The following is a 26,358-nucleotide window of genomic DNA, read 5'->3' on the forward strand; positions in this document are numbered from 1 at the left end:
CCCGTGGCAGCACCCACACCCCCGCTGACGCTCGAGGAACTGCGGGGCCTGGTCGACCTCGGAGAGCTCGACACCGTGGTCCTCGCCTTCACCGACATGCAGGGCAGACTCCAGGGCAAGCGGTTCGCCGCCCGGTTCTTCCTCGACGAAGTGCTCCACCACGGTACCGAGGGCTGCAACTACCTGCTGGCCGTGGACACCGACATGAACACCGTCGACGGCTACGCCATGTCCTCCTGGGAACGCGGCTACGGCGACTTCGCCCTGCACGGCGATCACGCCACCTTGCGCCGGCTGCCCTGGCACCCCGGCAGCGCCCTGATGATCGCCGACCTGGCCTGGCACGACGGCAGCCCCGTCACCGCCTCCCCCCGGCAGATACTGCGCCGCCAGCTGGACCGGCTCGCCGAGCGGGACTGGCACGGATACGCCGGCACCGAGCTGGAGTTCATGGTCTTCAACAACACCTACGAACAGGCCTGGGAGGCCGGCTACCGCGGCCTCACCCCCGCCAACCAGTACAACGTCGACTACTCCGTCCTCGGCACCGGCCGCGTCGAACCCCTGCTGCGCCGCATCCGCAACGAGATGGGCGCTGCCGGCCTCACCGTCGAATCCGCCAAGGGCGAGTGCAACCTCGGCCAGCACGAGATCGCCTTCCGCTACGACGACGCCCTCACCACCTGCGATCAGCACACCGTCTACAAGACCGGCGCCAAGGAGATCGCCGCCCAGCAGGGCAGCGCGCTCACCTTCATGGCCAAGTACGACGAACGCGAGGGCAACTCCTGCCACATCCACTTCTCGCTGCGCGACGGTGAGGGGCGGCCGGTCCTCGCCGACCCGGACGGCCCGTACGGCATGTCCGCCACCATGCGGCACTTCCTGGCCGGACAGCTCGCCGCCCTGCGCGAACTCACCCTGCTGTACGCGCCGAACATCAACTCCTACAAGCGGTTCCGGCCCGGCTCCTTCGCCCCCACCGCCGTCGCCTGGGGCCCCGACAACCGCACCTGCGCGCTGCGCGTCATCGGCCACGGCCCCTCCCACCGGCTGGAGAACCGGCTCCCCGGCGGCGACGTCAACCCCTACCTGGCCGTCGCCGGCATGATCGCCGCCGGCCTGTACGGGGTGGAGCACGAGCTGGAACTCCCCGACGCCTGCACCGGCAACGCCTACACCGCCGGCGCCGAGACCGTCCCCGCCACCCTGCGCGAGGCCGCCGACCTGTGGGAGAACAGCGCGCTCGCCCGTCACGCCTTCGGCGACGACGTCGTCGAGCACTACCTGCACATGGCCCGCGTCGAACAGAACGCCTACGACACGGCCGTCACCGACTGGGAGCGGTTCCGCTCCTTCGAACGCCTGTGAGGGAAGGGAGCACACCGCACGTGCAGGACGAGCACGAGGTGATCAACCCGGCGACCGAGGAAACCATCGCCACGGTCCCCGCCACCGGGCCGCGCGCGGTGGACGCCGCCGTCGCCCGCGCCGCGCGGGCCCAGGAGCGCTGGGCCGCGCTCGCCCCCGCCGACCGCGCCCGGCTGCTGCGCCGCTTCGCCGACGCCGTGGACGGCGCCGTCGCGGAACTGGCCGACATCGAGGTCCGCGAGGCCGGCCACCCCGTCACCAACGCCCGCTGGGAGGCGGGCAACGTCCGCGACGTCCTGGAGTACGCCGCCGGGGGAGTGGAACGGCTCTCCGGCCGGCAGATCCCGGTGGCCGGCGGCATCGACCTCACCTTCCACGAACCGCTCGGCGTCGTCGGCGTCATCGCCCCGTGGAACTTCCCGCTGCCCGTCGCCGGCTGGGGCGCCGCGCCCGCTCTCGCCGCGGGCAACGCCGTCCTGCTCAAGCCGGCCGAGACCACCCCGCTCACCGCCCTGCGGCTGGCCGGCCTCGCCACCGAGGCCGGGCTGCCCGAAGACCTCTTCCAGGTCCTGCCCGGGGACGGCCCCACCACCGGCGGTGCCCTGGTGGACCACCCCGGCGTCGCCAAGATCGTCTTCACCGGGTCGACCGCGGTCGGCAAACAGATCATGGCCCGCTGCGCGGCCGAGGTGAAGCCCGTCACCCTCGAACTCGGCGGCAAGAGCCCCAACATCGTCTTCGCCGACGCCGACCTGGAACGCGCCGCGGCCGCCGCCCCCGGCTCCTTCCTCGACAACACGGGTCAGGACTGCTGCGCCCGCAGCCGCATCCTGGTGCAGCGCCAGGTGTACGACCGGTTCCTGGAACTCCTGGAGCCCGCGGTGCACGCCTTCACCGCGGGGGACCCGGCCGACCCCGACACCGCGATGGGCCCGCTCATCTCGGCCGCCCAGCGCGAACGCGTACGGTCCTACGTCCCCGAGTCCGCCCCCGCCGCCATCCGCGGCACCGTCCCCGACGGCAAGGGCTACTGGTACCCCGCCACCGTCCTGGAATCCCGTACCGCGGACGAACGCGCCGCCACCGAGGAGGTCTTCGGCCCGGTCGCCGTCATCACCCCCTTCGAGGACGAGGCGGAGGCGGTACGGCTGGCCAACGCCACGCCGTACGGGCTCTCGGGATCGCTGTGGACCCGCGACACGGGGCGCGCCATCCGGATGGCCCGCGCCGTCGCGGCCGGCAACCTGTCCGTCAACTCCCACAGCAGTGTCCGGTACAGCACCCCCTTCGGCGGCTACAAGCAGTCGGGTCTGGGACGCGAGCTGGGCCCCGACGCGCTGGTGGCCTTCACCGAGACCAAGAACGTCTTCATCAGCACCGAGGAGAACTGACCATGTCCGACGAGACCGCCGTGTGCCGCCGCCTGGTCGGCCGCACCGCCGTCGTCACCGGAGCGGGCTCCGGCATCGGCCTGGCCACCGCGCGCCGGCTCGCCTCCGAGGGCGCCCACGTGGTGTGCGCCGACGTGGACGCCGCCCGGGGCGAGGCCGCCGCGCGGGAGACCGGCGGACTGTACGTGGCCACCGATGTGACGGATCCCGACCAGGTCGAGGCGCTCTTCCGGACGGCCGACGAGACGTACGGCTCCGTGGACATCGCCTTCAACAACGCCGGGATCTCACCGCCCGACGACGACTCGATCCTCACCACCGAGCTCGACGCGTGGCGCCGGGTGCAGGAGGTCAACCTCACCTCCGTGTACCTGTGCTGCAAGGCCGCGCTCCCGTACATGCGGCGGCAGGGCAAGGGCTCCATCATCAACACCGCCTCGTTCGTGGCGGTGATGGGCGCCGCGACCTCGCAGATCAGCTACACCGCCTCCAAGGGCGGCGTGCTGGCCATGTCCAGGGAACTGGGCGTCCAGTTCGCCCGGGAGGGCATCCGCGTCAACGCGCTGTGCCCGGGGCCGGTCAACACCCCGCTGCTGAAGGAACTGTTCGCCAAGGACCCGGAGCGGGCGGCGCGGCGGCTGGTGCACATCCCGGTGGGCCGGTTCGCGGAGGCCGAGGAGATCGCGGCGGCCGTGGCGTTTCTCGCCAGCGACGACGCGTCGTTCGTCAACGCCGCCGAATTCCTGGTGGACGGCGGCATCGCGGGTGCGTACGTCACCCCGCTGTAGGACGGCGGCGGTGGTGGGAGACGGCATGCTGTGAGAGGTTTCGGGCGTGAGTGCGAACTCTTCTCCCGGCTGGTACCCCGACCCGGGGCACGCCGGCAACGGACCGGCGCCCGAGCGCTGGTGGGACGGCGCCGCCTGGACCGGCCGCACCCGTGCCCCGGCGGAGCCGGGGCCCACCGCCCCCGATCCGGCGGACACCGGGCGGCGCCCGGAGCCGCGGGGCGCACCGGCGGGCAAAGGCGAACCGGGGCGGCGGCCCGTGGTGTTCATGGCCGTGGGCAGCGCGCTGATGCTGGCCGCCCTGGTGACCGGCGGGGTGCTGGTGCTCGGCGACCGGGGGGAAAGCGGGAGCGCCGGCCCCGACCCGACCGCGCCCGCCACCGATACGGACCCGGAGGGCGAGACGGATGACCGGGGCGAACCCGACGACGCCGCCACGCCCACGCCCCTGCCCCTGAGCGGGCCGGGCCCCGGCGGGCTGGCGCTGCCGGTGCTGCCCGGCTGGGAGGAGAAACCCGGCGGGGGCGGCCTGCTGGTCACCACGGGCGACTACCCCTGCCCCGCCGACCCCGCCCGCTCCTGCGTGACGGCCGGTGCCTTCCTCGGCACGGCCGACCCCGCCGCCGGTACGGACCCGAGGCTGGTGGCGGAGGCGGACATCACGGCCCACATCGAGGAGTCCTTCGGCGACGCCACGTACGCGGGGGTCACCGCCCGCGAGCGCGTGCTCGCCGCCGGCACGACCGTCGCGGGCGAGAGCGGCTACCGGATCCGGGAGTTGCTGACCACCGGCGCGGGCATCTCGGCGTACGCCGAGACCGTGGTCTTCCCGGCACCGGACGGGTCGGGTGAACTGCTGGTGCTGCGCCTGGGTTTCGACGTGGGAGCGGACGCCCCGCCGGCTGACGACATGGACCGGATCGCCGCGGGCGTCCGGCGTCCGGCCGGGGACGGATCACCGGCCTGATGGGGCAGGGCAGTTGGTACGCTCCCTCATCCGGCGCCCGTTACCACTGGATGAACCGGTGCACGTAGAGTGACCAACACCGTCGTGAGCAGCGACGGGACAGGTTTGGCGGGAGGGGCGGGAACGGATGGACACCCAGCCGGGACAACCACGGCCCGCCATGCCCCTGACACCCCCGCGCCCACCCCACCCGCCCGTGGCGACGTCCGCCGGCGACAACGGTGAGGACGACGGCGCGGGCGCCGACGGCGGGGGCGGGGGCGGGCAGAACCCGACCGGACACCGGATACCCGTCCCGGCCCCCGGAGCCGGTACGACGCGGCAGCCGACGGCGGCAGCCCGCCCCGTACCCCCGGAACGGCCGGGCCCGCCCACGCCGCCCCAGAACCTCCGGCCCGCGCCGGGGCGTTCGGCCGCCGGCCCGCACGAAGGAACCGCCCCCGGACGGCCCGGGGGGCCGGCCTCCGCCGCCGGGCGTCGTCCGGACTCCGGAGCGTCCCCGCCGGGGCTCCTGCCGCGCAGCGCCGCACCGGCGAAGCCGGCGGCGCAGGCCGCAGGGGCGATGAGCACGCCGGGGCCGCCGGGCGGCACCGGCGCGACGGCCGGACCGTCCGGAGTCCGGGCGTCCGGGCGACCGGACGCCGGGGCGCCGTCGCCGGGTGGGCCGAGGTCCGGGGCAGCGCCGGAGCGTCAGCCGTCCCCCGGTTCGGCTCCGTCCGTCGGCCCGGCGCGGGGCGGTCCGGGCATCGGGTCGTCCGCCGGCCCGGCGGCGACGGGCAGGCCGGAGCCGCCTGCGGCGCGTGCCCCATCGGCCGGCGCGCCGCGCGCTGCGGTTGGGACCGGCGGAGCGACGGGTGCGCCCGCCGGTCGGGCAGACGCGGTGGGCGGCTCGGCGCCGCCCCGCCGGGCGTCCGTTCCCCACCTGCCCGATCACGCGCCGTCCGGTGCGCGCGTCAACCCTTCCCGTCCGGCCGGTCCGGCTCCGGGGCAGCGCCCCACGGTTCCGCCCGTCCCAGCCCCGGCGTCGTCCGGTGGCGGGATGTCCGCCCGCACGCCCGCCGGCTCCACACCGCCCCCAAGGACGGGGGGTTCGGCCTCGGCGGGTCGCTCTCCGTCCGGTGCCCTGGGTGGGTCCGGGAGTTCCTCCGCTTCAGGCGGTTCCGCTGCGGGGCACCGTCCCTCGGTCCCGCCCTTGCCGGGTACATCGGGGGGTTCGGCGTCGGCGGGTCGCTCCGGGGTCCCGGCGCCCGGTCGCTCTCCGTCCGGTGTGCCGGGTGAATCTGCGGGTTCCTCCGCTGTGGCCGGTGCCGCTGCGGGCCGCCGTCCCTCGGTCCCGCCCTTGCCGGGTACGTCCGCCGGGTCCTCGGCCGCGCGCGGTTCCGCGTCGGCCGGACGTCCGCCGGCCCCGCCCGTGCGGGACGGTTCGCCCCCGGGCGGCGGTGCGGCTGGTGGCGCGCCGCCCCGGCGGCCGTCCGTGCCGCCGGTGCCCGGCCGTGCGCCGTCCGGTGCCCCCGGCACGTCCGCCGGCCCTTCCCCTTCGGGCGCGTCCGCTCCTGGCCGCCGCTCCTCCGTCGCACCGGCGCCCGGTGCGTCCGCCCCGGGCGGCTCCGCCCCGACCGGCCGTTCGCCCTCCGTCACGGGCGGCTTCGCGCCGTCCCGGCGGCCCCACGTTCCGCCCGTCCCCGGCCCGGCGTCGTCCGGTGGCGGAACCTCCGTACGCAGGCCCGCCGGCTCCACGCCGCCCCCCGGCCCGGCACGTGACCGGGGAACCGGCGGCGTTCCGCCCGGGTCCCGCCCCGCCCCGCCCGGGGACCGGACCGGCGCGGGGCCCGGTACCTCCGCCGGTTTCTCGCCCGCCCCCGCCCCCGGCGCGCGCACGGCGCCGCCCCGGCCCGCAGGCGAGCCGGCCGGGCCCGAGGACGACCCGCACCCGACCCTCCTGCTGCGCGTGGTCGCTTCCCGGCCGCACCCCTTGCGGGTGGCCGCCGTGGTCATCGCGCTCGTGCTGGGCACCGGACTGCTCGGCGGCGCCGCCGCCGGAGCCTGGCTCACCGGGGACAGCGCCGCCTCCGCAGCCCGGGCGGCCTTCGACGACAGCCGCTCGCTGTGGCGGGACCTCCCCGTCGACGAGCTGTTCCCGCCGGAGCTGACCAGCGAGGGCGCCGGACCCGGCGGGGCCGAGCGCCGCTGGCTGCGGGTCGCCGTCGCGCCCGACGAGGACTGCCTCACCGCCATCGGCCCCGCCCTCGCCGAGGTCCTGCTGCCCACGGCCGGCTGCGAGCGGGCCGTGCGGGCCAGCTACGTGGACGACACCGTGAGCAGTGTGACCACCGTCGGCATGGTGTTCACCGAGGCCGACGCACCGGCCATGGAAGCCCTGCGCGCCTCCTTCGGCACCGGGGAGGGTGCCCCGCTGCCCCTCACCCTCGCCGCCCCCGGCACCGCCGCTGAGGGCTTCGGCGCGGAACAGCGCGCCACCTGGACCGTGCGCGTCCTGACCGACGCGCCCGTCATCGTGTACACCGTCAGCGGTTTCGCCGACGCCCGGGTGGTGGACAGCCCGCAGCCCGCCACCGAGGCCGTCGCGGAGGGCCAGGACACCGCCGTCGCGCTGTCCGGCCTGGGGCACGAGGCCATGGGCCTCGCCGACCAGGTCGAGCGGAGCATCCGCCAGGCAGCCGCCCGACTCACCGAGGACCACGGATGACCCGCCGCCCCCTCACCGTCGTCCTGCTGCTCTGCGCGCTGCTCGCCGCCGGCACGCCCGGGGCCCTCGCCGACTCGATACGGGATCAGCAGCGGTGGGCTCTGGATGCCATCAACGTGTCGGGCGCCTGGGAGACCACCCGCGGGGCCGGCATCACCGTCGCGGTCCTGGACACCGGCGTGGACGCCGGCCACCCCGATCTCGCCGGCGCCGTGCGCGAGGGCAGGGACCTCATCGGCATGGGCGCCGAGCCGGGGGACGAGACCTGGGCCTCCCACGGCACCGCCATGGCCGGGATCATCGCCGGCCGCGGTCACGGCCCCGGGCGGGACAGCGGCGTCATCGGCGTCGCGCCCGAGGCCGAGATCCTGCCGGTGCGGGTGCTGCTGGAGGACGACGACCCGGAGCGCGACGCCGCCCGGGACGCCCGGCGCGGCGCGCTGGCCGAGGGCATCAGGTGGGCCGCCGACCAGGGCGCCGACGTCATCAATCTCTCGCTCGGCGACGACAGCGAGTCCGCGCACCCCGACCCGGAGGAGGACGCGGCGGTGCGCTACGCGCTCAGCATGGGCGCCGTCGTCGTCGCCTCGGCGGGCAACGGCGGCGAGAAGGGCGACCCGGTCTCCTACCCGGCCGGCTATCCGGGCGTGATCGCCGTGGCCGCGGTGGACCGCACCGGCAGCCGCGCCGAGTTCTCCACCCGCCGCTGGTACGCCACCCTCAGCGCCCCCGGCAAGGACGTCATCGTCGCCGACCCCGACGGCCTGTACTACGCGGGCTGGGGCACCTCGGCCGCCGCCGCCTTCGTCTCCGGCTCCGCCGCCCTGCTGCTGGCGGCACGGCCCGACCTGACCCCCTCCCAGGTCCGTACGCTGCTCACCGGCACCGCCCAGGATCCGCCGGACGGGGGCCGCAGCGACGCGCTGGGGGCCGGCCTCGTCGATCCCGCCGCCGCCATCGCGGCCGCCGCCGAACTGCCGCCGGACAGCCCTTCCCCGGCCGCCGAGGCGTACGCCGACGCCTACTTCGGGCCGGGGCCCCGTCCCGAGGAGAGCGGGAGCGGCGGCACGAGCTGGCTGGCGCCCGTCTCCGGGGTGCTCGGGGTCGCCCTGCTGGGGGTGTCCTGGTGGCAGTTCCGCGAGCTCAGGCGCCCTGGCCGCCCGGGCCGGCGCTGAGCGCGGTCACCGCGTCCCGGGCCGCGCTCTCCACGGCCGCGATCCCGCTCTCGTAGTCGGCGTGGCCGTCCGAGACCACCGCGATCAGATAGGACTGCCCGCCCACCGTCACCCGGCCGATGCTGTTGACGTCCCACAGCCCCGTCGAGCTGCGCGGCAGCCAGCCGTTCTTCAGCTCGGTGGCCCCCGCCCCGGTGCTGTCCGCCGCCGATATGCCCCACTGCTGGTCGGGCACCACCGAGCCCATCAGCTCCCGCAGATAGCCGCGGGAGGCCGCGTTCAGCACGGGGTCCGGGCCCGGGCTGAAGATCTGCCGCAGCAGCGTCAGCTGATCCGCGCCGGTGGTCTGGGTCAGCCCCCAGTGATTGTCGGCCCCACCGCTGGTCGCGGTGAGTCCGAGCCGCGCGTTGGCCGCGTCAAGCCCCGCCTGGCGGCCGATCACCCGCCACAGCACATCCGTGGCGTCGTTGTCGCTCTGCTGGATCATCGCCGCCGCCAGCGTCTGCTCCCGCTCGGTGAGGGAGCGCCCCGCGTCCTGGGTCTGGAGCAGCAGGGCTGCCAGCACATCGACCTTCACGATGCTGGCCGTGTCGAAGGTCCCGGTCCCGTACGCCGCGCTCGCGCCGCTGTGCAGGCCGAGGACGCACACCGATATCCGCAGCTGCGGCTGCTGGGCGAGGAGCGGCTCCAGCGAACGGGCCAGGGCCGCGTCGGCGGGGGTCGCCGGCAGCCGGCCGAGCGCCTGGAGGTCGGCCGCGCCGCCGTCCCCCGTCCCGAGCCCGCCACCGTGGTCACTGCCGGGCGCCGGCTCCACCGCCGCGGGCTGTGCGCTCACCTCGGGTCCCCCTCCGCGGGGCACGTCACCGGCCACCCCCATCGCCAGTACGGCGGTCGCCGCGACCACCGGAACCGCCCACCGCCGGGCGCGGCCCGGCAGGGGCCGGCTCGGGGATATCGGTTCGTCCATGCTGGGCACGTTAACCCGCACACCTGCCCGAGTCACCCGTCTCCTGGAGAAATCGCGGTAACAGGCGATGACAAAAGCCCCGGAATCGGCGCGCACCGCCCGCCGGGACGCCCCCCGTACAGCCCCCGCCCATCCGGCCCTATGCCCGCCCCCGATACCCTCGGCGGGTGGCGCTCAAGAACATTCCGCAGCCGGCGTTCGCCGGCGACGACGGTGCTCAGGACCCCGAGCTGGGCCGGGCCCTGGCCGACTGGGCGCGTGACCGGACCACCGAGCCCCGGCTGCTGGAGATCCTGGCCGGTGCCAGGCTGCTGGTACCGGTGGTGGCCGTCCTCGGCGAGGCCGAGACGGGCCCGGACGGGCTGCGCCGGGAGAAGAGCAGCGACATGGCCGTGCTCACCCTCACCGTGCCCGACGGCCGCCGCGCCCTGCCCGTCTTCACCTCCACCGAGGCCCTCATCCGATGGCGCCCCGACGCCCGCCCGGTGGCGGTCACCGTGCCGCAGGCGCTGAGCGCCGCGGTCCAGGAGGGAGCCGGCACGCTGGTGCTCGACCTGGGCGGCCCGGTGGTGTACGAACTGGCCGGACCCGCGCTGCGCGCGCTGGCGGCGGGCGGCGGCGAGGTGGCCCGTACCCCCGCCGTACGCGAGGCGGTGCGCGCCGTGCTCACCGCGGAACCGGCCGTACGGTCCGCGCAGTTGGTGCCCGCCGCGAACGCCGCCGCCGACAGCGACGGCACCCTGGCCCTGCTGCTCGACGAGGCGGCCGACCCGGCCCAGGTGGTGGGACGTGTCGCCCGCGCGCTCGCCGCCGATCAGATGCTCCGTGCCCACCTGGTGCGCGGCCTCCAGCTGGCGGTCCTGCCGGCCGGTACCGCGCTGCCCGGGGAACCCCTGCTGCGCCGCTGACACCCGGACGGCGCAATCGATGTGCGACGCGCCCGGCCCCTCGTTCAGACTCGCACAAAGATTCACCCAGGCACTGGAGGCGCCATGTCCGCGGAGACCGTGGAGACCGAATCCGAGCAGGCCGGGACGGAGGACGAGGCACAGCTGTTCTCGGCGGAGCTGATAGGGACCCTGATCCTGGTCTTCTTCGGCGTGGGTTCGGCGGTGCTGGCCGGCGAGTTCATCGGCTCCTTCGGCATCGCGCTGGCCTTCGGCTTCACGCTGGTGCTGCTGGCGTTCATCATCGGGCCGGTGTCCGGCAGCCATCTGAACCCGGTCGTCTCGCTCGCGATGTTCCTGTCCGGCCGGATGACCCTCAGAAGGACCGCCGTCTACTGGCTCGCCCAGTTCATCGGGGCGATCGCGGGCGCGGCGCTGCTGTTCCTGGTGGCGCGGCAGGTGCCGGGGCTGCGCACCAGCCAGGCGTTCGGCACCAACGGCTACGGCTACCGCTCGGCGGTCGGAGTATCCACCTTCGGCGCGCTGGTGGCCGAGGTGATCCTGACGTTCCTGGTGGTCTTCGTCTACCTCTCGGTGACCCACCGGATCGCCCTGTCGCCGCTGGCCGCCGTCCCGGTGGGGCTGACGCTGGCGGCCGTGCACCTGGTCGGCATCCCGCTGACCGGCACCTCGGTGAACCCGGCGCGCAGCTTCGCCCCGGCGATCTTCGCGGGCGGGCAGCCCTGGGCGCAGATGTGGCTGTTCTTCGTGGCGCCGATCGCGGGCGCGCTGCTGGCCGTGCTGGTGCGGTATCTCATCCACCCGCACGGCGAGCGGCTGTTCCCGGGGCTCGCCGCCCTCTCCGGCTCGCGCACCGCGCGGACGAAGGGAGAGGGCGACCAGGACCGGGGCCCCGGCGACTCCCCGGACAGGCCCTAGCCGAAGACGGGCCCCGTGTACTTCTCGCCGGGCCCCTGGCCCGGCTCGTCCGGCACGCTGGAGGCCTCGCGGAAGGCCAGCTGGAGCGACTTCAGCCCGTCCCGCAGCGGCCCCGCGTGGTAGGAACCGATCTCGGTGGCACCGGCGGTCACCAGGCCGGCCAGCGCGGTGATCAGCTTGCGCGCCTCGTCCAGGTCCTTGTGGTCCTCGCCGCCCTCGGCCAGGCCCAGGTTGACGGCCGCGGAACTCATCAGGTGGACGGCCACGGTGGTGATCACCTCGACCGCCGGGACATCGGCGATGTCGCGGGTGGCGCCCTCAAGCTCGGGGGAGGGGTCGGCGGAGGCGGGGGTCTGGACGGCGTCGCTCATGCCCACCAGCGTAGGCGGCGCCGTCCGGCCGGCCGCCCCCGGGATGCCCCCGGTCCCGGGTTGTGTACGATGGACAGTGACCGGCCGGACACCTGTGTGCCCGGCCCGCAAGTGGAGGCTCCGAACTCCCACCTGATCGATCCCCGGATCGGCAGGTCACCGGTCAGGCTGCGCCCCGCGGTGATCGCGGCGGTGCTCCGGTCTGTCAAGGAGCCCCGCCTGTGTGCCGTCCGGGGCGTTTTTTGCGTCCCCGTGGGGCGGTGGTCACCCGCATAATCCGTGCGCGGCTGTCCGCCAGACAACCGTGCGGCGCAACCCGAGGAGGCCCCATCAGCGCCGAGCCCCGCATCAACGACCGGATTCGCGTCCCCGAGGTGCGACTCGTCGGTCCCAGTGGTGAGCAGGTCGGCATCGTGCCGCTTGCCAAGGCACTGGAGCTTGCCCAGGAGTACGACCTGGACCTGGTCGAGGTCGCGGCGAACGCCCGACCCCCGGTCTGCAAGCTCATGGACTACGGGAAGTTCAAGTACGAGTCGGCCATGAAGGCCCGTGAGGCGCGCAAGAACCAGGCGCACACGGTGATCAAGGAGATGAAGCTCCGGCCGAAGATCGACCCGCACGACTATGACACCAAGAAGGGTCATGTCGTCCGGTTCCTCAAGCAGGGGGACAAGGTCAAGATCACGATCATGTTCCGCGGTCGTGAGCAGTCCCGCCCGGAACTGGGCTACCGGCTGCTGACGCGGCTCGCGGAGGACGTTCAGGACCTGGGCTTCGTGGAGTCCAGCCCCAAGCAGGACGGCCGGAACATGATCATGGTCCTGGGCCCGCACAAGAAGAAGACCGAGGCCATGGCCGAGGCCCGGGAGGCACAGGCCGCCCGCAAGGCCGAGCGCCTGGAACAGCAGGGACGCACCGCGTCCTAGGTACCCCGCCACCGCGCGCTGCTCGCGCGGTGCGAGGAACGGAAGCAACTGACGCCCCGGCCGGGCCCCACCGGGCTCCCGGGGGCGTCACCGACGAGGAAAGAGCGGCGACATGCCGAAGAACAAGACGCACAGCGGTGTCAGCAAGCGATTCAAGCTCACTGGCTCCGGCAAGGTGATGCGCCAGCGCGCCGGTCGCCGTCACTACCTGGAGCACAAGCCCTCGACGCTGACCCGTCGCCTCGCCGGCACGACGGAGACCGCTCCGGCCGACGCCAAGAGGATCAAGAAGCTTCTCGGCAAGTGAGCCGGCGCCGTCCGCCCCCGTGGCGGCGGCGACACGGCTCGACGACCGGGACCCATCCGTTTCCGGGTCGCGTGAGAACAGCACCGCGGCCCCCCGACAAGGAGTTCATACGTGGCACGCGTCAAGCGGGCAGTCAACGCCCACAAGAAGCGCCGGGCGATCCTCGAGCAGGCCAGCGGCTACCGCGGTCAGCGTTCCCGCCTGTACCGCAAGGCGAAGGAGCAGGTCACCCACTCCCTCGTCTACAACTACAACGACCGCAAGAAGCGCAAGGGCGACTTCCGGCAGCTGTGGATCCAGCGGATCAACGCCGCCGCCCGCGCCAACGGCATCACCTACAACCGCTTCATCCAGGGCCTGAAGGCCGCTGAGATCGAGGTGGACCGCAAGATCCTCGCGGACCTCGCGGTGAACGACCCCAACGCGTTCGCCGTTCTGGTGGAGACCGCCCAGAAGGCGCTCCCCAGCGACGTGAACGCCCCCAAGGCCGCCTGAAGCACCCCTGACGTACCGCACAGCGTACGAAGGCCGGCCGTCCCTGATGAGGGCGACAGTTGATGGACCCGCAGGCGGCACCGCCTGCGGGTCCGGTGTTTTCCGGCCACCCGCGCCGCCTCGCGCACCGTGCCCTCCCGCGTCCCGCGCCGTCCCGCGCCACGGCCCGGCCGGCCGGCGCCGTCCGCATCCGCCCCACCAGAAGTGAGCCGCCGCCCATGGCACCCGCCGCCGAGCCGATCTCCCCGCGATCCCCCCGCGTCACCGCCGCCCGCCGGCTGGCGCGCCGCAGCTTCCGGGGCAAGGAGCGCCGCTTCCTGGCCGAGGGCCCGCAGGCGGTACGCGAGGCCATCGCCCACCGCGCGGACGGCGAGAACACCCTGATCGAGCTGTTCACCACGGCCGAGGCCGCCGAGCGGCACGCGGAGGTGGTGCACGCCGCCCGGGCCGCGGGGGTACGCGTGCACCAGGCCGAGGAGGACGTGGTCGCCGCGATCTCCGACACCGTCACCCCCCAGGGCCTGGTCGGAGTGTGCCGCTTCCTGGACCGGCCGCTGCACACCGTGCTGGCCGCCCGCCCCCGCCTGGTCGCCGTGCTCGCCAACGTCCGCGACCCCGGCAACGCCGGCACCGTGCTGCGCTGCGCCGACGCCGCCGGGGCGGACGCCGTCGTCCTCACCGACGCCTCGGTGGACGTGTACAACCCCAAGGCGGTCCGCGCCTCGGTCGGCTCCCTCTTCCACCTGCCGGTGGTGGTCGGGGTGTCGGTGGAAGAGGCGGTGGGCGCGCTCGACGAGGCCGGGGTACGGGTGCTGGCCGCCGACGGCGCGGGCGAACACGACCTGGACGCCGAACTGGACGCCGGGAGGATGGGCGTTCCCACCGCCTGGATCTTCGGCAACGAGGCGTGGGGGCTGCCGCCGGAGACCAGGGCGCTGGCGCACGCCGCCGTCCGGGTACCCATCCACGGCCGGGCCGAGAGCCTCAACCTCGCCACCGCAGCCGCCGTCTGCCTGTACGCCTCGGCGCGGGCGCAGCGCGCGCCCGGCGGCTGCGTCGCCGGCTGACCTGGCCCCCGGCGACGGCGCGGCACACCCCCTTCGGCGCCCTGGCCGGCGTCCGTCGCGGGAGGCGATTATTGACGCCGGTCCTAGTAAGGTGACGCGCAGGTGGGAGAGGGGCGATTCGGGGATGGACAGCGCAGCCGGGGCCGGGGAAGAGGACGTGCGGCCCGACGATCTTCCCGATGGCCTGGTGGTCGCCGACCGGCGTGGTCTCATCAGCTGCTTCAACGCCGAGGCCGGACGGCTGACGGGCGCCGTACCCACCCGGATGCTGGGCCTGCCCATCCAGGACGCGCTGCCCCTGGAGCACACCGACGGCCGCCGCTGGTGGCGGCTGACCGACCCGTACGACGGGCCCGCCACCCGCTCGGGGGAGCCCGAGCACCATCTGCTGCTGCCCGGCGGCCGTGAGGTGCTGGTGACCACGCGCTATCTGCGTGCCGCTCCCGGCGGGCCGCTGCACCGCCTGGTGCTGAGCCTGCGGGACGCCGGGGCCCGGCACCGCGACGAGCGCTCGGACGCCGAGCTGATCGCCACCGTCGCCCACGAACTGCGCTCACCGCTGACCTCGGTCAAGGGCTTCACCGCCACCATGCTCGACAAGTGGGAGCGGTTCACCGACGACCAGAAACGGCTCATGCTGCAGACCGTCGACAGCGACGCCGACCGGGTCACCCGGCTGATCACCGAACTGCTCGACGTCTCCCGCATCGACTCCGGCCGCCTGGAGATCCGCCGGCTGCCCATCCAGCTCGCCGAGGCCGCCCGCCGCCACGTGGAGACCCTGGTCAACGGCGGCCAACCGGCCGAGCGCTTCACGGTGCGGGCCGCCGACGATCTGCCCGGGCTGTGGGCCGACCCCGACAAGATCGACCAGGTGCTGGGCAACCTGCTGGAAAACGCGGTGCGCCACGGCGCCGGAACCATCACCATTGAACTGCACCGCGTACCGCCGAGTGACCACCACCAGGAAGGCACGGCCGTGACCGTGAGCGACGAAGGGCCCGGCATCCCCGAAGAGGCGATGCACCGGGTCTTCACGCGCTTCTGGCGGGGCAGCGACCGCAGCGGCACCGGCCTTGGCCTGTACATCGTCAAGGGCATCGTGGAGGCCCACGGCGGCACCGTCACGGTGGGCCGCGGCGACCGGGGCGGCGCCCGGTTCCGATTTACCCTGCCCGCGGGCACCCCGGCCTTCATGGTCTGACGGCCCCCGCGGGCCCCTCACACGTCCAGGCGTTTCTCGCTCGCCGCACGCACACCCTTAGACTCGACCCCTGGCAGGCACTACGCCGTGGGGCATCGCAGCAGGTACCGGCGGACCGATCCGGTCCGCGCCGGCCCGGGCCCGGCGCGCAGCGCAGTGAAGCGCACAGCCATACGGAAAACATGGGAAGAGATGTCGGCACCCAATAAGTCCTACGACCCTGTCGAGGTCGAGGCACTGAAACCGGAAGAGATCGACCGGGCGCGCGAGGCCGCGCTCGGGGCGATCGCCGCCGCGGGCGACCTCGACGCGCTGCGCGAGGTCAGGACCGCCCACGCCGGGGACCGCTCGCCGCTGGCGCTGGCCAACCGCGAGATCGGTGCCCTGCCCCCGCAGGCCAAGGCCGAGGCCGGCAAGCGGGTCGGCCAGGCCAGGGGCGCCGTGAACAAGGCGCTCAAGGCCCGGCAGGAGGAACTGGAGGCCGAGCGCGACGAGCGGGTCCTGGTGGAGGAGGCGGTGGACGTCACCCTGCCCCACGACCGGGTACCGGCCGGCGCGCGCCACCCGCTGACCACGCTCTCCGAGCGCATCGAGGACATCTTCACGGCCATGGGCTACGAGGTGGCCGAGGGGCCCGAGGTCGAGGCGGAGTGGCTCAACTTCGACGCCCTCAACATCGCCCCCGACCACCCGGCGCGCACCACCCACGACACCTTCTTCGTCGCGGACCCGGCCGGGACCGGCAAGAACGCCGGAGCGGACTCCGGCGTCGTGCTGCGCACCCACACCTCCCCGGTGCAGATCCGCTCGATGCTGGACCGCGAGCCGCCCATCTATGTGATCTGCCCCGGGCGGGTCTACCGCACCGACGAGCTGGACGCCACCCACACCCCCGTCTTCACCCAGGTCGAGCTGCTGGCCATCGACGAGGGTCTGACCATGGCGGACCTCAAGGGCACCCTGGACCACATGGTGTCCTCGCTGTTCGGGGAGGGGATGCACACCCGGCTGCGGCCCAACTACTTCCCCTTCACCGAGCCGTCCGCCGAGATGGACATGGTCTGCTACGTGTGCCGCGGCGAGTCCGTGGGCAACCCGGACCGGCCGTGCCGCACCTGCTCCAGCGAGGGCTGGATCGAACTGGGCGGCTGCGGCGTGGTCAACCCCCGGGTGCTGGTGGCCGCCGGCATCGACCCGGAGAAGTACAGCGGTTTCGCGTTCGGCTTCGGCATCGAGCGGCTGCTGATGTTCCGGCACAACGTCGAGGACATGCGCGACATGATCGAGGGTGACGTGCGGTTCACCCGGGCGTTCGGGATGGAGATCTGATGCGGGCCCCGCTTTCCTGGTTGCGGGAATACGTCGACCTGCCGGCCGAGGTCACCGGGCGTGACCTCGCGACGAAGCTGATCTCGGCGGGTCTGGAGGTCGAGACCGTCGAACGGCTCGGCGCCGACCTCACCGGGCCGCTGGTCGTGGGCCAGGTGCTGGCCATCGAGGAGCTGACCGAGTTCAAGAAGCCCATCCGCTACTGCCAGGTGGATGTCGGCGACGCGAACGGCACCGGCGAGCCGCAGAACATCGTGTGCGGCGCGCGGAACTTCGCCGTCGGCGACAAGGTCGTGGTCGTCCTGCCGGGCGCCGTCCTGCCCGGCGGCTTCAAGATCTCCTCGCGCAAGACGTACGGCCGGCTCTCCGAGGGCATGATCTGCTCCGCCGCCGAACTCGGCATGGGCGAGGACCACTCCGGCATCATCGTGCTGCCGCCGGGCCACGAGCCGGGCACCGACGCGATCGAGCTGCTGGAGCTGGTCGACGAGGTGCTGGACATCGCCGTCACCACCGACCGCGGCTACTGCCTGTCGCTGCGCGGCATCGCCCGCGAGACCGCCACCGCGTACGGGCTGCCGCTGCGCGACCCGGCGCTGCTGGATGTGCCCGCGCCCAACGGCGAGGGCTACCCCGTGACGGTCGGCGACCGCGGCGCCTGCGACCACTTCGTGGCCCGCACCGTGTCCGGCGTCCAGCCGCACGCGGTCAGCCCGATCTGGATGCAGCGCCGGCTCCAGAAGGCCGGCATGCGCCCGATCTCGCTCGCCGTGGACATCACCAACTACGTGATGCTCGAGATCGGCCAGCCGCTGCACGCCTACGACCGCTCCCGGCTGCACGGCGCGATCGGCGTACGGCGGGCCGCGGCCGGCGAGAAGCTGGCCACCCTGGACGGCGCCGAGCGCACCCTGGACGCCGAGGACCTGGTCATCACCGACGAGCAGGGCCCGATCGGCCTGGCCGGGGTGATGGGCGGTGCCCACACCGAGATCGCGGACGCGCCGGAAGCCGGCACCGACCCGCTGCTCGGGGACACCGGAACCTCGGAGATCGTGGTCGAGGCCGCGCACTTCGCCCCGGTCACCGTGGCCCGTACCTCGCGGCGGCACAAGCTGTCCTCCGAGGCGTCCCGGCGCTTCGAACGCGGCGTGGACCCGCAGGCCGCGGCCGCCGCCGCGCAGCGCGCCGTCGATCTGCTGGTCCTGCTGGCCGGCGGCACCGCCGATCCCGGCGTCACCCACGTCTCGGTGCCGCTCACCCCGCGCACCATCAAGGTCGCCGCCGACCACGCCGACAAGGTGGCGGGCGTGGCCTACGGGCGCGAGACGGTGGTACGGCGGCTCCAGCAGGTCGGCTGCGACGTCTACGGCTCCGACGAGCTGACCGTCACGGTCCCCAGCTGGCGGCCCGACCTCACCGACCCCAACGACCTCGCCGAAGAGGTCATCCGCCTGGAGGGGTACGAGAACCTCCCCGCCACCCTGCCCCGCCCGCCCGCCGGGCGGGGCCTGACCCCGCGGCAGCGGCTGCACCGCCGGGTGGGCCGGGCGCTGGCCGGCGCCGGGTACGTGGAGGCGCTCAACTACCCCTTCATCGGCACCCCGGTGCTCGACGGGCTCGGTATCCCGGCGGACGACGCCCGGCGCCGCACCGTCACCCTCGTCAACCCGCTCTCCGACGAGGAGCCGGCGCTGCGCACCACGCTGCTGCCGGGTCTGCTGACGGCGCTGCGCCGCAACGACGGGCGCGGCAGCCACGATCTGGCGCTGTTCGAGACGGGCCTGGTGTTCCTGCCCACGGGCACGGAGACCACGCCGGTGCGGCTGCCGGTGACCCGCCGTCCCTCGGACGAGGAGATCGCGCAGCTGGACGCGGCGCTGCCCGATCAGCCCCGGCACGCCGCCGTGGTGCTGGCCGGGGCCCGCGAGCGGTCCGGCTGGTGGGGCGGCGGACGCCCGGCGGGCTGGGCCGACGCGATCGAGGCGGCCCGCACGGTGGCCCGTGAGGCCGGTGCCGAACCGGAGGTGGAGAGCGCGCAGTACGCGCCCTGGCACCCCGGGCGCTGCGCGGCGCTGTACGTGAGCGTCGACGGTGAGCGGGTGCTCGCCGGGCACGCCGGCGAACTGCACCCCCGGGTGATCAAGGCGCTGGGGCTGCCGGAGCGCACCAGCGCGGCCGAGGTCGATCTGGATCTGCTGCAGCGGGCGGGTGCCGAGGCGCTGAGCGCGCCGCGCATCTCCACGTTCCCGGTGGCCACCCAGGATGTCGCCCTCGTGGTCGACACCTCGGTGCCGGCCGGTGAGGTGGAGGCCGCGCTGCGCGCTGGCGCCGGAGAACTGCTGGAGTCGCTGCGGCTGTTCGACGTCTTCACGGGTGAGCAGCTGGGTGCGGGCCGCAAGTCCCTGGCGTACGCGCTGCGGTTCCGCGCCCCGGACCGCACGCTGACGGCGGAGGAGGCGACGGCCGCCCGCGAGGCGGCGGTCGCGAGCGCCGTCGAGCGCACCGGGGCGGTGCTGCGCGGGGCGTGACGCCCCGCAGCACCGGCCCGCGGCGGGCCCGGCCGTCTCCGTGACGGCCGGGCCCGCCGTGCTGTGCGGGGTCAGTGCCCCTGCGGCACCGGCTCCAGGACGAAGACCGGGATCTCCCGGTCCGTCTTCCGCTGGTAGTCGGCGTAGTCCGGATACGCCTCGACGGCCCGGGCCCACCACACGGCCTTCTCCTCGCCGGTCACCTCCCGGGCCACCATGTCCTGGCGCACCGGGCCGTCCTGGAGCTCCACCCGGGGGTCGGCCACCACGTTGTGGTACCAGACCGGGTGCTTGGGGGCGCCGCCCAGCGAGGCGACCACGGCGTAGCGCCCGTCGTGCTCCACCCGCATGAGCGGGGATTTGCGGATCCTGCCGCTTTTCGCGCCGAGGGTGGTCAGGATGATGACCGGCAGGTCCCGGCGCCGCTCGTCATCGGAACCGACCAGCTCAGCCAGGGTCGTTCCCCGGGTGCCTCCCGAACTCTCGTACAGCTCCACCTGGTCCCGTACCAGCTTCGAGGTGCTCGGCTCGTACTCGCCGGTGAGTGGCATGGTGCCCCTTCCCTTCACACGGTTGAAGAGTGTCCGTGCGGCACAACGTACGCGGCGGGCACCGTCATTCCGCAGGGGCGCGCGGCGCTCAGGCCAGCCGGACGGCCAGGGCGGGATCGGGGGCCTCGGCCGCCTCCGGGTGGAAGATCCCGGCCAGCGCCTCGACGCCGTCCACCAGCCGTGGCCCCGGGCGGGCGAAGGAGGCGTTGGCGTCCACCGCCCACAGCGGCACGCCCGGCGGGAGCCGGTCCGCGACCTGTTCGGCAAGCCGGGCCGACTCGCCCAGGCCGAAGCCGCACGGGGCGCACACCACGACCTCGGCACCGGCGGCCCGCACCGTCTCCCAGCCGGTACGGAAGGAGCGTTCCCCCGAGCGGCCCAGGACGCAGTGCCCGCCGCCCGCCGCCACCATGTCGGGCACCCAGTGGCCGGGGGCGAACGGCGGCTCGGTCCACTCCAGTACCAGCGCCGGCACCGGCCGGCGGGCCGCCACCCGCGCCCGTACCGCCGCCAGCCGCCGGTCCAGCGCGGCGATCAGGTGGCCGGCGGCCTCCCGGGTGCCGGTGGCCTCGCCGATCGTGCGCACCGAGTCCAGGACCTGCCGCAGCGTGTGCGGGTCGACGGTCAGCACCTCGGCCCGGCAGGAGAGGTAGTCGAGGGCGTCGTGCACCGTGGAGACGTCGACCGCGCAGACCGCGCACAGATCCTGGGTGACCACCAGATCGGCCGCCAGGGTGGCCAGCGCCCCGCGGTCCAGGTGGTACAGGTCCTCCCCGGCCGCCATCCGTGCGCTGACCACCCGGTCGATCTCTGCGGGCGGCAGCCCCTCGGGCAGCGCGCTGGTGGACACGATCCGGCGTTCGCGGGCCTGCGGCGGGTGGTCGCACTCGAAGGTCACGCCGACGACATCGTCGCCGGCGCCGAGCGCGAAGAGGATTTCCGTGGCCGACGGGAGAAGGGAGACGATCCGCACGACCCCACCGTAGAGCCTGCGCGGGCTCAGGGAAGGGGGCGGGCGGCACGGGGGTTGAGCAGCGGGGTCATCAGGTCGCCGTGCGCGGCCAGCCGGTGCGGGAGGTCGTGCAGGGTGAAGACGAGTTGCTCCGGCTCCGCGCACCCGGCGACCTCCTCCCAGGTGACGGGGGTGGAGACCGCAGGGATGGCCCGGGCGCGCAGCGTGTAGGGGGCGGCCGTCGTCTTGCGGGCCGCGTTCTGGCTGTGGTCGATGAACACCTTGCCCGGCCGCAGCCGCTTGGCCATGGTGGCGATCGCGAGACCCGGCAGCGCGGCGGCGGCCTCACCGGCCACCGCCTTGGCGTACTCCGAGGCACGCCGCGAGTCCACCGGCCGCAGCGGGCTCAGCAGATGCAGCCCCTTGGAGCCCGAGGTCTTCGGGTACGCGGCCAGGCCGTCCCGGGCCAGGCGCTCGCGCAGCCACAGCGCGACCTCGCAGCACTCGGCGACCGTGGCCGGCTCGCCCGGGTCCAGATCGAAGACCAGCCGGTCCGCGACGCCCGGCTCCTCGTACCGCCACTGCGGGGTGTGGAACTCCACCACCAGGTTCGCCGCCCACACCACGCTCGCCAGATCCTGGAGGACGACCTGCCGCATGGTCCCGCCGCCCGAGCGCGGCACCTCGCAGATCTTCACCCACTCGGGGGTGCCCTGGGGAACGTGTTTGGTGAAGAAGCGCTCGCCGTCCGGGCCGTCCGGGTAGCGCAGCAGACTCAGCGGCCGATCCCGCAGATGGGGCAGGATCGCGCTGCCGTGGGCGGCGTAGTAGTGCAGCACCTCGCCCTTGGTCGTCCCGTCCGGATAGATCACCTTTTCCAGCCGGGACAGCGACAGACGACGTCCCTCCACCGCGACGACAGGCATAGCCTGAGGATGGCATGAAAGCGGGCGGAAGGGGCGAACGATGCGATCGCTGTGGAAGGGCACCATCTCCTTCGGCCTGGTCAGCATCCCGGTGAAGGTCGTCAGCGCCACCGAGAACCACTCGGTGTCCTTCCGGCAGATCCACACCGCCGATGACGGCCGGATCCGCTACCGCAAGGTGTGCGAGCTGGACGGGGAGGAGGTGGGCGGCGACGAGATCGGCAAGGCGTACGAGGCGGCCGACGGCTCCATCGTCCAGCTCACCGACGACGACCTGGCCGCGCTGCCGCTGCCCACCGCCAGGACCGTCGACATCCTCGGCTTCGTCCCGGTCAGCAGCATCGACCCCTACCAGCTGGACCGCTCCTACTACCTGGCCCCGGACACCGGCGCGATCAAGCCCTACGCGCTGCTGCGGGAGGCCCTGCGGCGCAGCGGCAAGGGCGCCATCGCCAAGCTCGCCATGCGCGGGCGCGAGACACTGGCCCTGCTGCGCGCCCTGGAGGGGGACGGCGAGGCGGTCCTGGGGATGCACACCCTGCTGTGGCCCGACGAGATCCGCCCGGCCACCGGGGTGGTGCCCGGCGAGCGGGTCACCGTCCGGGACGCCGAACTGGACCTCGCCGACACCCTGATGGACACCCTCGGCTCGGTGGACATGGCCGAACTCCACGACGAGTACCGCGCGGCCGTCGAGGCGCTGGTCACCGCCAAGCTGGAGGGCCGGGTGCCGGAGGAGATCACCGAACGGCCGGCCACCGGCGGCCGGGTGATCGACTTGATGTCGGCCCTGGAGGACAGCGTGCGCAGCGCCCGCCAGGCCCGCGGCGAGGGGGAACCGCAGGAGGAGGCGACCGTCACGCCGATCAAGAAGAAGGCCGCCGCCAAGAAGTCCCCGGCGAAGAAGAAGGCCACGGCCGGCAAGAGCACCGCAAAGAAGAGCACCGCTAAGAAAAGCACGTCGAAGAAGACCGCCGCCAAGAAGACCACGACCCGCAAACGGGCCTCCTGACGTCCGGCGGCGGCCCCTTACTCACCCGTACGAGTAGAAGCCCGCGCCGCTCTTGCGGCCCAGCTGGCCTGCCGACACCATCCGGCGCAGCAGCGGCGGCGGGGCGTACAACTGCTCCTTGAACTCCTCGTACATGCTGTCCGCGATCGCGGCCACCGTGTCCAGGCCGATCAGATCGGTCAGCCGCAGCGGGCCCATCGGATGGGCGCAGCCCTGCTCCATGCCGGTGTCGATGTCCTCGCGGGTCGCCGCGCCCGACTCGAACATCCGGATGGCGGCCAGCAGATACGGCACGAGCAGCGCGTTCACCACGAAACCGGAACGGTCCTGGGCCCGGATCGCGTGCTTGCCCAGCACCTCGGCCACCAGCGCCTCGGCGCGGCGCACCGTCTCCTCCCCGGTGGTGAGCGCCGGAATCAGCTCCACCAGGGTCTGCACCTGCGGCGGATTGAAGAAGTGGATGCCGATCACCTGCTGCGGGCGGCCGGTGGCCACCGCCAGCTTCACCAGCGGGATGGAGGAGGTGTTCGAGGCCAGGATGGCGTCGGGGCGGGTCACCACCTGGTCGAGCACCTGGAAGATCTCGGTCTTGACCGGCTCGCTCTCCACCACCGCCTCGATGACCAGATCACGGTCGGCGAACTCGCCGAGATCGGTGGTGAAGGTCAGCCGCTCCAGAGTCGCCTCGTGCTCCTCCGCGCTGATCTTGCCGCGCTCGGCCGCCTTGTCCAGGGAGTTCACCAGCCGGGTGCGGCCCAGCTCCAGCGCCTCCCCGGTGGTCTCGGCGACCCGCACCGAAAGCCCTGCCCGCGCGCACACCTCCGCGATGCCCGCGCCCATCTGGCCGCAGCCCACCACTCCGACGCGTTCGATGTCCTTCACACCGTGCCCCTTCGCTGGTCCGGTCCTGTCCACGGTTCGGTCGGTCGGCCCCGACGTTACCCGGCGCGGACGGGCGCGGCGGGACCGGCCGGTGAAGGGTACGGCCGGTCCCTGTGGGGTGACGGTGCGCGGTGATGCGCAGCGCCGCCCATCCGTCACGCGCTGTCGCCGTAGATCACCCCGCGGCCGTTGGTCGAGAGGTAGACGCGGCCGTGGATCCGCGGGTCGCCGGTGATGGCGTCACCGGTCCACGCCCACTGGTGGTCGTCGTCGTTGATCCGGGTCCAGCTGGCCCCGGTGTCGGTGGAGCGGTAGACGCCGCGCACGCCGTCGACCACGCCGCTGCTGTACAGCGCCTGGTACGACTGGCCCGGGGCCGGCGCCCCGAAGCCGATGTTGTCGGCGTCGATGCCGGTGTTCCGGGTGAAGGTGGCGCCCCCGTCGGTGGAACGCCACAGCCCGCCGCCGGCCAGCCAGATGTCCCCGGTGCGCCCGGGAACGGCGCCGAACCGTACCTCGCCGGTGGCGGGCAGGCCCTGCGCGGCGGAGGCGGTGAAGGTCGCCCCGCCGTTCGTGGAGATGTAGAAGGTGCCCTGGTGGAAGCCGTAGAAGCGGTTCGGGTCCACCCGGTCCGCCTCCACCCGCGCGCCCTGCGGGATGCCCTGGGACGCGCTCCAGGAGTTGCCGAAGCCCACCGAGTGGTGCACGCCCGTGTTCTCCGGGCTCCACACGAAGCGGCTGCCGTCGGCGGCGGCCGCCACCGTACCGCCACCCGCACCGCCCGGGCTCGAGCCCGACCACCAGTGGGCGCCGTTGTCCGTGGAGAAGCCGATCAGCGGATCGGTGCCGTCGCCGACGTGGGTGCCGACCCGCACCACGATGTTCGGCGCCAGCTCGGCGTAGTCCAGGCTGCTGGTGGTGCCGAAGCTGGGCTGGCGGAACATCATCGCCGGCACCTGGTCCACATCGGTGTGCCGGAAGCCGCCGATGTCCCCCAGGCCGCTGAGCAGCGGGGCACCGGAGGGCGGGGAGATCAGGTCACGGACCGAGGTCTCCTCCAGGCCCTTGACGAACGGGCGGACGGTGAAGGTCTGGTCCCGGTCCCAGTTCGTGAGCTGGGTGGTGCCGTACACGGTGGCGCCGGTGCCGTACAGCAGCCGGTCCGGGTCGAACGGGTCGATCTCCATGCCCTCGGTCATCCACCCCAGCTTCGGGGTCTCCTCCGGGGGCTGCGGGTTCTCGCCGAAGGTGAGCCACGGCACCGCGGACACATCCATCGTGTACCGCTTGTCGCGCTGCGGATAGCTGCCCCACTGCCAGGCCGCCGTCCAGCTGTCGCCGCCGTTCGTGGAGCGGAAGATCTGGGTGTCCGGCCACCAGGAGCTGTAGCCGGTGACCATCACGGTGCCCGGGTTCTGGCGGTCCACGGTCAGCCCGGAGAAGCCGAACCACCGGTCGCCGCCGGCCGGGACGGGGGAGATGTCCGTCCACTGGCCGGTGCCCGTGCCGTACCGCCACACCTCGCCGTCCTCGGCGGCGTACGGGCCCGGGTTGTCGGCGGTGGCGACGTAGAGGTCGCCGGTCTCCTCGTCGAGTACCCCCTTGTGCGGGAGATAGCCGGTGGGCTGGCCCGGCACCGGGGACCAGGTCCGGCCGCCGTCGGTGGAGCGGTAGACGCTCTCGTCGAGGTCGGCGACGCCCGCGTACAGCGTCTGGGTGGTGGAGCCGGGGGAGCCGGTGGAGGGGTCGAAGGTCACCCACACGACGCCGATGATGTCGCTCTCGTAGCCCCCCGGATCATCCGGATTGAGGACGTAGTCACCGGGGTTGGGGAAGGCGGTGACCTTATGCCAGGTCACGCCGGCGTCCGTGCTGCGCCACAGTCCCTGGCCGCTGGGGGCGCCCAGGTAGAGGACGTTGTTGTTGTGGGGGTCCACGACGAGCCGCTCGCCCATGCCGCGCCCGGGCATGTTGCCGCCGAGCTTGAAGGGGAGCTCGGTGCGCTGCCACGTCCGGCCCCGGTCCGAGGAGCGCAGGATGGCGCCGTTCTCGGGGTCCCAGTCATTGGTGTACGTGCCCACGGCCGCGTAGACGCGGTCGGGGTCGACGGGGTCGGTGGCGAGGGAGGCCACACCCGTGTAGCCCCAGTCGTCCCAGCCGATGGAGTCCAGCAGCGGGATCCACTCCTGGCCCTGCTCGTTCCAGCGGTAGGCGCCGCCGATGTCGGTGCGGGCGTAGACCAGGTCGGGCTCGGAGCGGTTGAAGACGAAGCTCGGGACGAAGCCGCCGCCGCCGATCCGGACGTTCTTCCAGGTGTACGCCTGGGCGCCGACATCCTCGGCGGAGGCCGCGGGGGCGGCCGTGGTGAGGAGTCCCGCGGCCACTGCGAGGCCGGCCATGATCGCCGTCACCGGTTTCCATCTGCGCACGTGAGCGCTCCTTGTGTGACAAGACCGCCGGGCGGGCGGTATGGGGGGTGGAGAGACGTGATCAAGCGATGGGAGCGCTCCCAGCTGTGCGTGTCGCAGATGTTAACCGTCGAATGGTGTTCGCATAAGGGGTGTGTCACGGGCGGATCACGGCAAGGCTTTTGGACGAGGCGGGTCCGGCGGT

Annotated in this window: 23 protein-coding genes; 16 read left to right on the forward strand and 7 right to left on the reverse strand. The window is 73.7% G+C overall.

Features of this window, described 5'->3' with window-relative positions; translation table 11 throughout:
• Positions 1 to 3: 3 nt before the first annotated feature.
• The 6 genes from H7827_RS26480 to mycP all read left to right on the forward strand — a co-directional run bounded on the left by H7827_RS26480 (position 4) and on the right by mycP (position 8,399).
• The gene (locus H7827_RS26480) at positions 4 to 1,371 is read left to right on the forward strand and encodes a glutamine synthetase family protein (RefSeq protein WP_030727373.1); all 1,368 of its coding nucleotides are present in this window, start codon (positions 4 to 6) and stop codon (positions 1,369 to 1,371) included.
• A 20-nt stretch (positions 1,372 to 1,391) separates the two neighbouring features.
• On the forward strand, positions 1,392 to 2,762 hold the full coding sequence (locus tag H7827_RS26485) for an aldehyde dehydrogenase family protein (protein WP_432747608.1): 1,371 nt from the start codon (positions 1,392 to 1,394) through the stop codon (positions 2,760 to 2,762).
• 2 nt (positions 2,763 to 2,764) lie between these two features.
• The gene (locus H7827_RS26490; protein WP_200368318.1) at positions 2,765 to 3,550 is read left to right on the forward strand and encodes a 3-oxoacyl-ACP reductase; all 786 of its coding nucleotides are present in this window, start codon (positions 2,765 to 2,767) and stop codon (positions 3,548 to 3,550) included.
• Positions 3,551 to 3,596: 46 nt separating this feature from the next.
• The gene (locus H7827_RS26495; protein WP_432747609.1) at positions 3,597 to 4,517 is read left to right on the forward strand and encodes a DUF2510 domain-containing protein; all 921 of its coding nucleotides are present in this window, start codon (positions 3,597 to 3,599) and stop codon (positions 4,515 to 4,517) included.
• A gap of 1,948 nt (positions 4,518 to 6,465) precedes the next feature.
• Positions 6,466 to 7,224, forward strand: a complete 759-nt coding sequence (locus H7827_RS26500; RefSeq protein WP_432747610.1) for a hypothetical protein — start codon at positions 6,466 to 6,468, stop codon at positions 7,222 to 7,224.
• A complete protein-coding gene (gene mycP, locus H7827_RS26505) occupies positions 7,221 to 8,399 on the forward strand; it encodes a type VII secretion-associated serine protease mycosin (RefSeq protein ID WP_432747611.1) in 1,179 nt (392 codons plus the stop codon). The genes H7827_RS26500 and mycP overlap by 4 nt, the downstream gene beginning before the upstream one ends.
• On the opposite strand, the gene H7827_RS26510 is transcribed toward mycP, so the two are convergent.
• Positions 8,368 to 9,366 (reverse strand): serine hydrolase, encoded by a 999-nt coding sequence (locus H7827_RS26510; RefSeq protein ID WP_432747612.1) that lies wholly within the window; start codon positions 9,364 to 9,366, stop codon positions 8,368 to 8,370. The genes mycP and H7827_RS26510 overlap by 32 nt on opposite strands.
• A gap of 167 nt (positions 9,367 to 9,533) precedes the next feature.
• Between H7827_RS26510 and H7827_RS26515 the strand changes: the two genes are divergently transcribed.
• Both H7827_RS26515 and H7827_RS26520 read left to right on the forward strand, forming a co-directional pair.
• Complete coding sequence (locus H7827_RS26515; protein ID WP_432747613.1) at positions 9,534 to 10,274, forward strand: SseB family protein; 741 nt, start codon at positions 9,534 to 9,536, stop codon at positions 10,272 to 10,274.
• Between the two features lie 84 nt (positions 10,275 to 10,358).
• The gene (locus H7827_RS26520; RefSeq protein ID WP_432747614.1) at positions 10,359 to 11,192 is read left to right on the forward strand and encodes an MIP/aquaporin family protein; all 834 of its coding nucleotides are present in this window, start codon (positions 10,359 to 10,361) and stop codon (positions 11,190 to 11,192) included.
• On the opposite strand, the gene H7827_RS26525 is transcribed toward H7827_RS26520, so the two are convergent.
• Positions 11,189 to 11,563, reverse strand: coding sequence for a DUF1844 domain-containing protein (locus H7827_RS26525; RefSeq protein ID WP_030727351.1), 375 nt, complete (start codon positions 11,561 to 11,563; stop codon positions 11,189 to 11,191). The two genes, H7827_RS26520 and H7827_RS26525, sit on opposite strands and share 4 nt — an antisense overlap.
• Before the next feature lie 287 nt (positions 11,564 to 11,850).
• Between H7827_RS26525 and infC the strand changes: the two genes are divergently transcribed.
• The 7 genes from infC to pheT all read left to right on the forward strand — a co-directional run bounded on the left by infC (position 11,851) and on the right by pheT (position 19,422).
• A complete protein-coding gene (gene infC, locus H7827_RS26530; protein WP_078635206.1) occupies positions 11,851 to 12,489 on the forward strand; it encodes a translation initiation factor IF-3 in 639 nt (212 codons plus the stop codon).
• Positions 12,490 to 12,601: 112 nt separating this feature from the next.
• The gene (gene rpmI, locus H7827_RS26535; protein ID WP_019435018.1) at positions 12,602 to 12,796 is read left to right on the forward strand and encodes a 50S ribosomal protein L35; all 195 of its coding nucleotides are present in this window, start codon (positions 12,602 to 12,604) and stop codon (positions 12,794 to 12,796) included.
• Between the two features lie 111 nt (positions 12,797 to 12,907).
• Positions 12,908 to 13,291 carry a 50S ribosomal protein L20 gene (rplT, locus tag H7827_RS26540; RefSeq protein ID WP_019435019.1) on the forward strand — a complete coding sequence of 128 codons (384 nt, stop codon included), beginning with the start codon at positions 12,908 to 12,910 and terminating at the stop codon, positions 13,289 to 13,291.
• 218 nt (positions 13,292 to 13,509) lie between these two features.
• Positions 13,510 to 14,358: a TrmH family RNA methyltransferase gene (locus H7827_RS26545; RefSeq protein WP_386541619.1), complete on the forward strand. Its 849-nt coding sequence runs from the start codon at positions 13,510 to 13,512 to the stop codon at positions 14,356 to 14,358.
• A 124-nt stretch (positions 14,359 to 14,482) separates the two neighbouring features.
• On the forward strand, positions 14,483 to 15,562 hold the full coding sequence (locus H7827_RS26550; RefSeq protein ID WP_386541621.1) for a sensor histidine kinase: 1,080 nt from the start codon (positions 14,483 to 14,485) through the stop codon (positions 15,560 to 15,562).
• A gap of 192 nt (positions 15,563 to 15,754) precedes the next feature.
• On the forward strand, positions 15,755 to 16,891 hold the full coding sequence (gene pheS / locus H7827_RS26555; protein WP_030727342.1) for a phenylalanine--tRNA ligase subunit alpha: 1,137 nt from the start codon (positions 15,755 to 15,757) through the stop codon (positions 16,889 to 16,891).
• A complete protein-coding gene (gene pheT / locus H7827_RS26560) occupies positions 16,891 to 19,422 on the forward strand; it encodes a phenylalanine--tRNA ligase subunit beta (RefSeq protein WP_432747615.1) in 2,532 nt (843 codons plus the stop codon). The genes pheS and pheT overlap by 1 nt, the downstream gene beginning before the upstream one ends.
• Before the next feature lie 71 nt (positions 19,423 to 19,493).
• On the opposite strand, the gene H7827_RS26565 is transcribed toward pheT, so the two are convergent.
• From H7827_RS26565 to ligD, 3 genes are all read right to left on the reverse strand, one after another.
• Complete coding sequence (locus tag H7827_RS26565; RefSeq protein WP_386540518.1) at positions 19,494 to 19,973, reverse strand: nitroreductase family deazaflavin-dependent oxidoreductase; 480 nt, start codon at positions 19,971 to 19,973, stop codon at positions 19,494 to 19,496.
• A gap of 88 nt (positions 19,974 to 20,061) precedes the next feature.
• Positions 20,062 to 20,946, reverse strand: a complete 885-nt coding sequence (locus H7827_RS26570; RefSeq protein ID WP_432747616.1) for an ABC transporter substrate-binding protein — start codon at positions 20,944 to 20,946, stop codon at positions 20,062 to 20,064.
• Between the two features lie 26 nt (positions 20,947 to 20,972).
• Complete coding sequence (gene ligD, locus H7827_RS26575) at positions 20,973 to 21,851, reverse strand: non-homologous end-joining DNA ligase (protein ID WP_046722779.1); 879 nt, start codon at positions 21,849 to 21,851, stop codon at positions 20,973 to 20,975.
• Between the two features lie 40 nt (positions 21,852 to 21,891).
• Between ligD and H7827_RS26580 the strand changes: the two genes are divergently transcribed.
• Entirely contained in the window at positions 21,892 to 22,863 is a 972-nt protein-coding gene (locus H7827_RS26580; protein ID WP_262833829.1) for a Ku protein, read from the forward strand.
• A gap of 21 nt (positions 22,864 to 22,884) precedes the next feature.
• Here the strand turns inward: H7827_RS26580 and H7827_RS26585 are convergent, their stop codons facing one another.
• Both H7827_RS26585 and H7827_RS26590 read right to left on the reverse strand, forming a co-directional pair.
• Positions 22,885 to 23,745: a 3-hydroxybutyryl-CoA dehydrogenase gene (locus H7827_RS26585; protein WP_386540512.1), complete on the reverse strand. Its 861-nt coding sequence runs from the start codon at positions 23,743 to 23,745 to the stop codon at positions 22,885 to 22,887.
• 155 nt (positions 23,746 to 23,900) lie between these two features.
• A complete protein-coding gene (locus H7827_RS26590; RefSeq protein ID WP_432748058.1) occupies positions 23,901 to 26,144 on the reverse strand; it encodes a xyloglucanase in 2,244 nt (747 codons plus the stop codon).
• Positions 26,145 to 26,358 lie beyond the last annotated feature (214 nt).

The organism is Streptomyces sp. JH002 (genome assembly GCF_050916115.1).
GTDB classification, from domain to species: Bacteria; Actinomycetota; Actinomycetes; order Streptomycetales; family Streptomycetaceae; genus Streptomyces; species Streptomyces xiamenensis.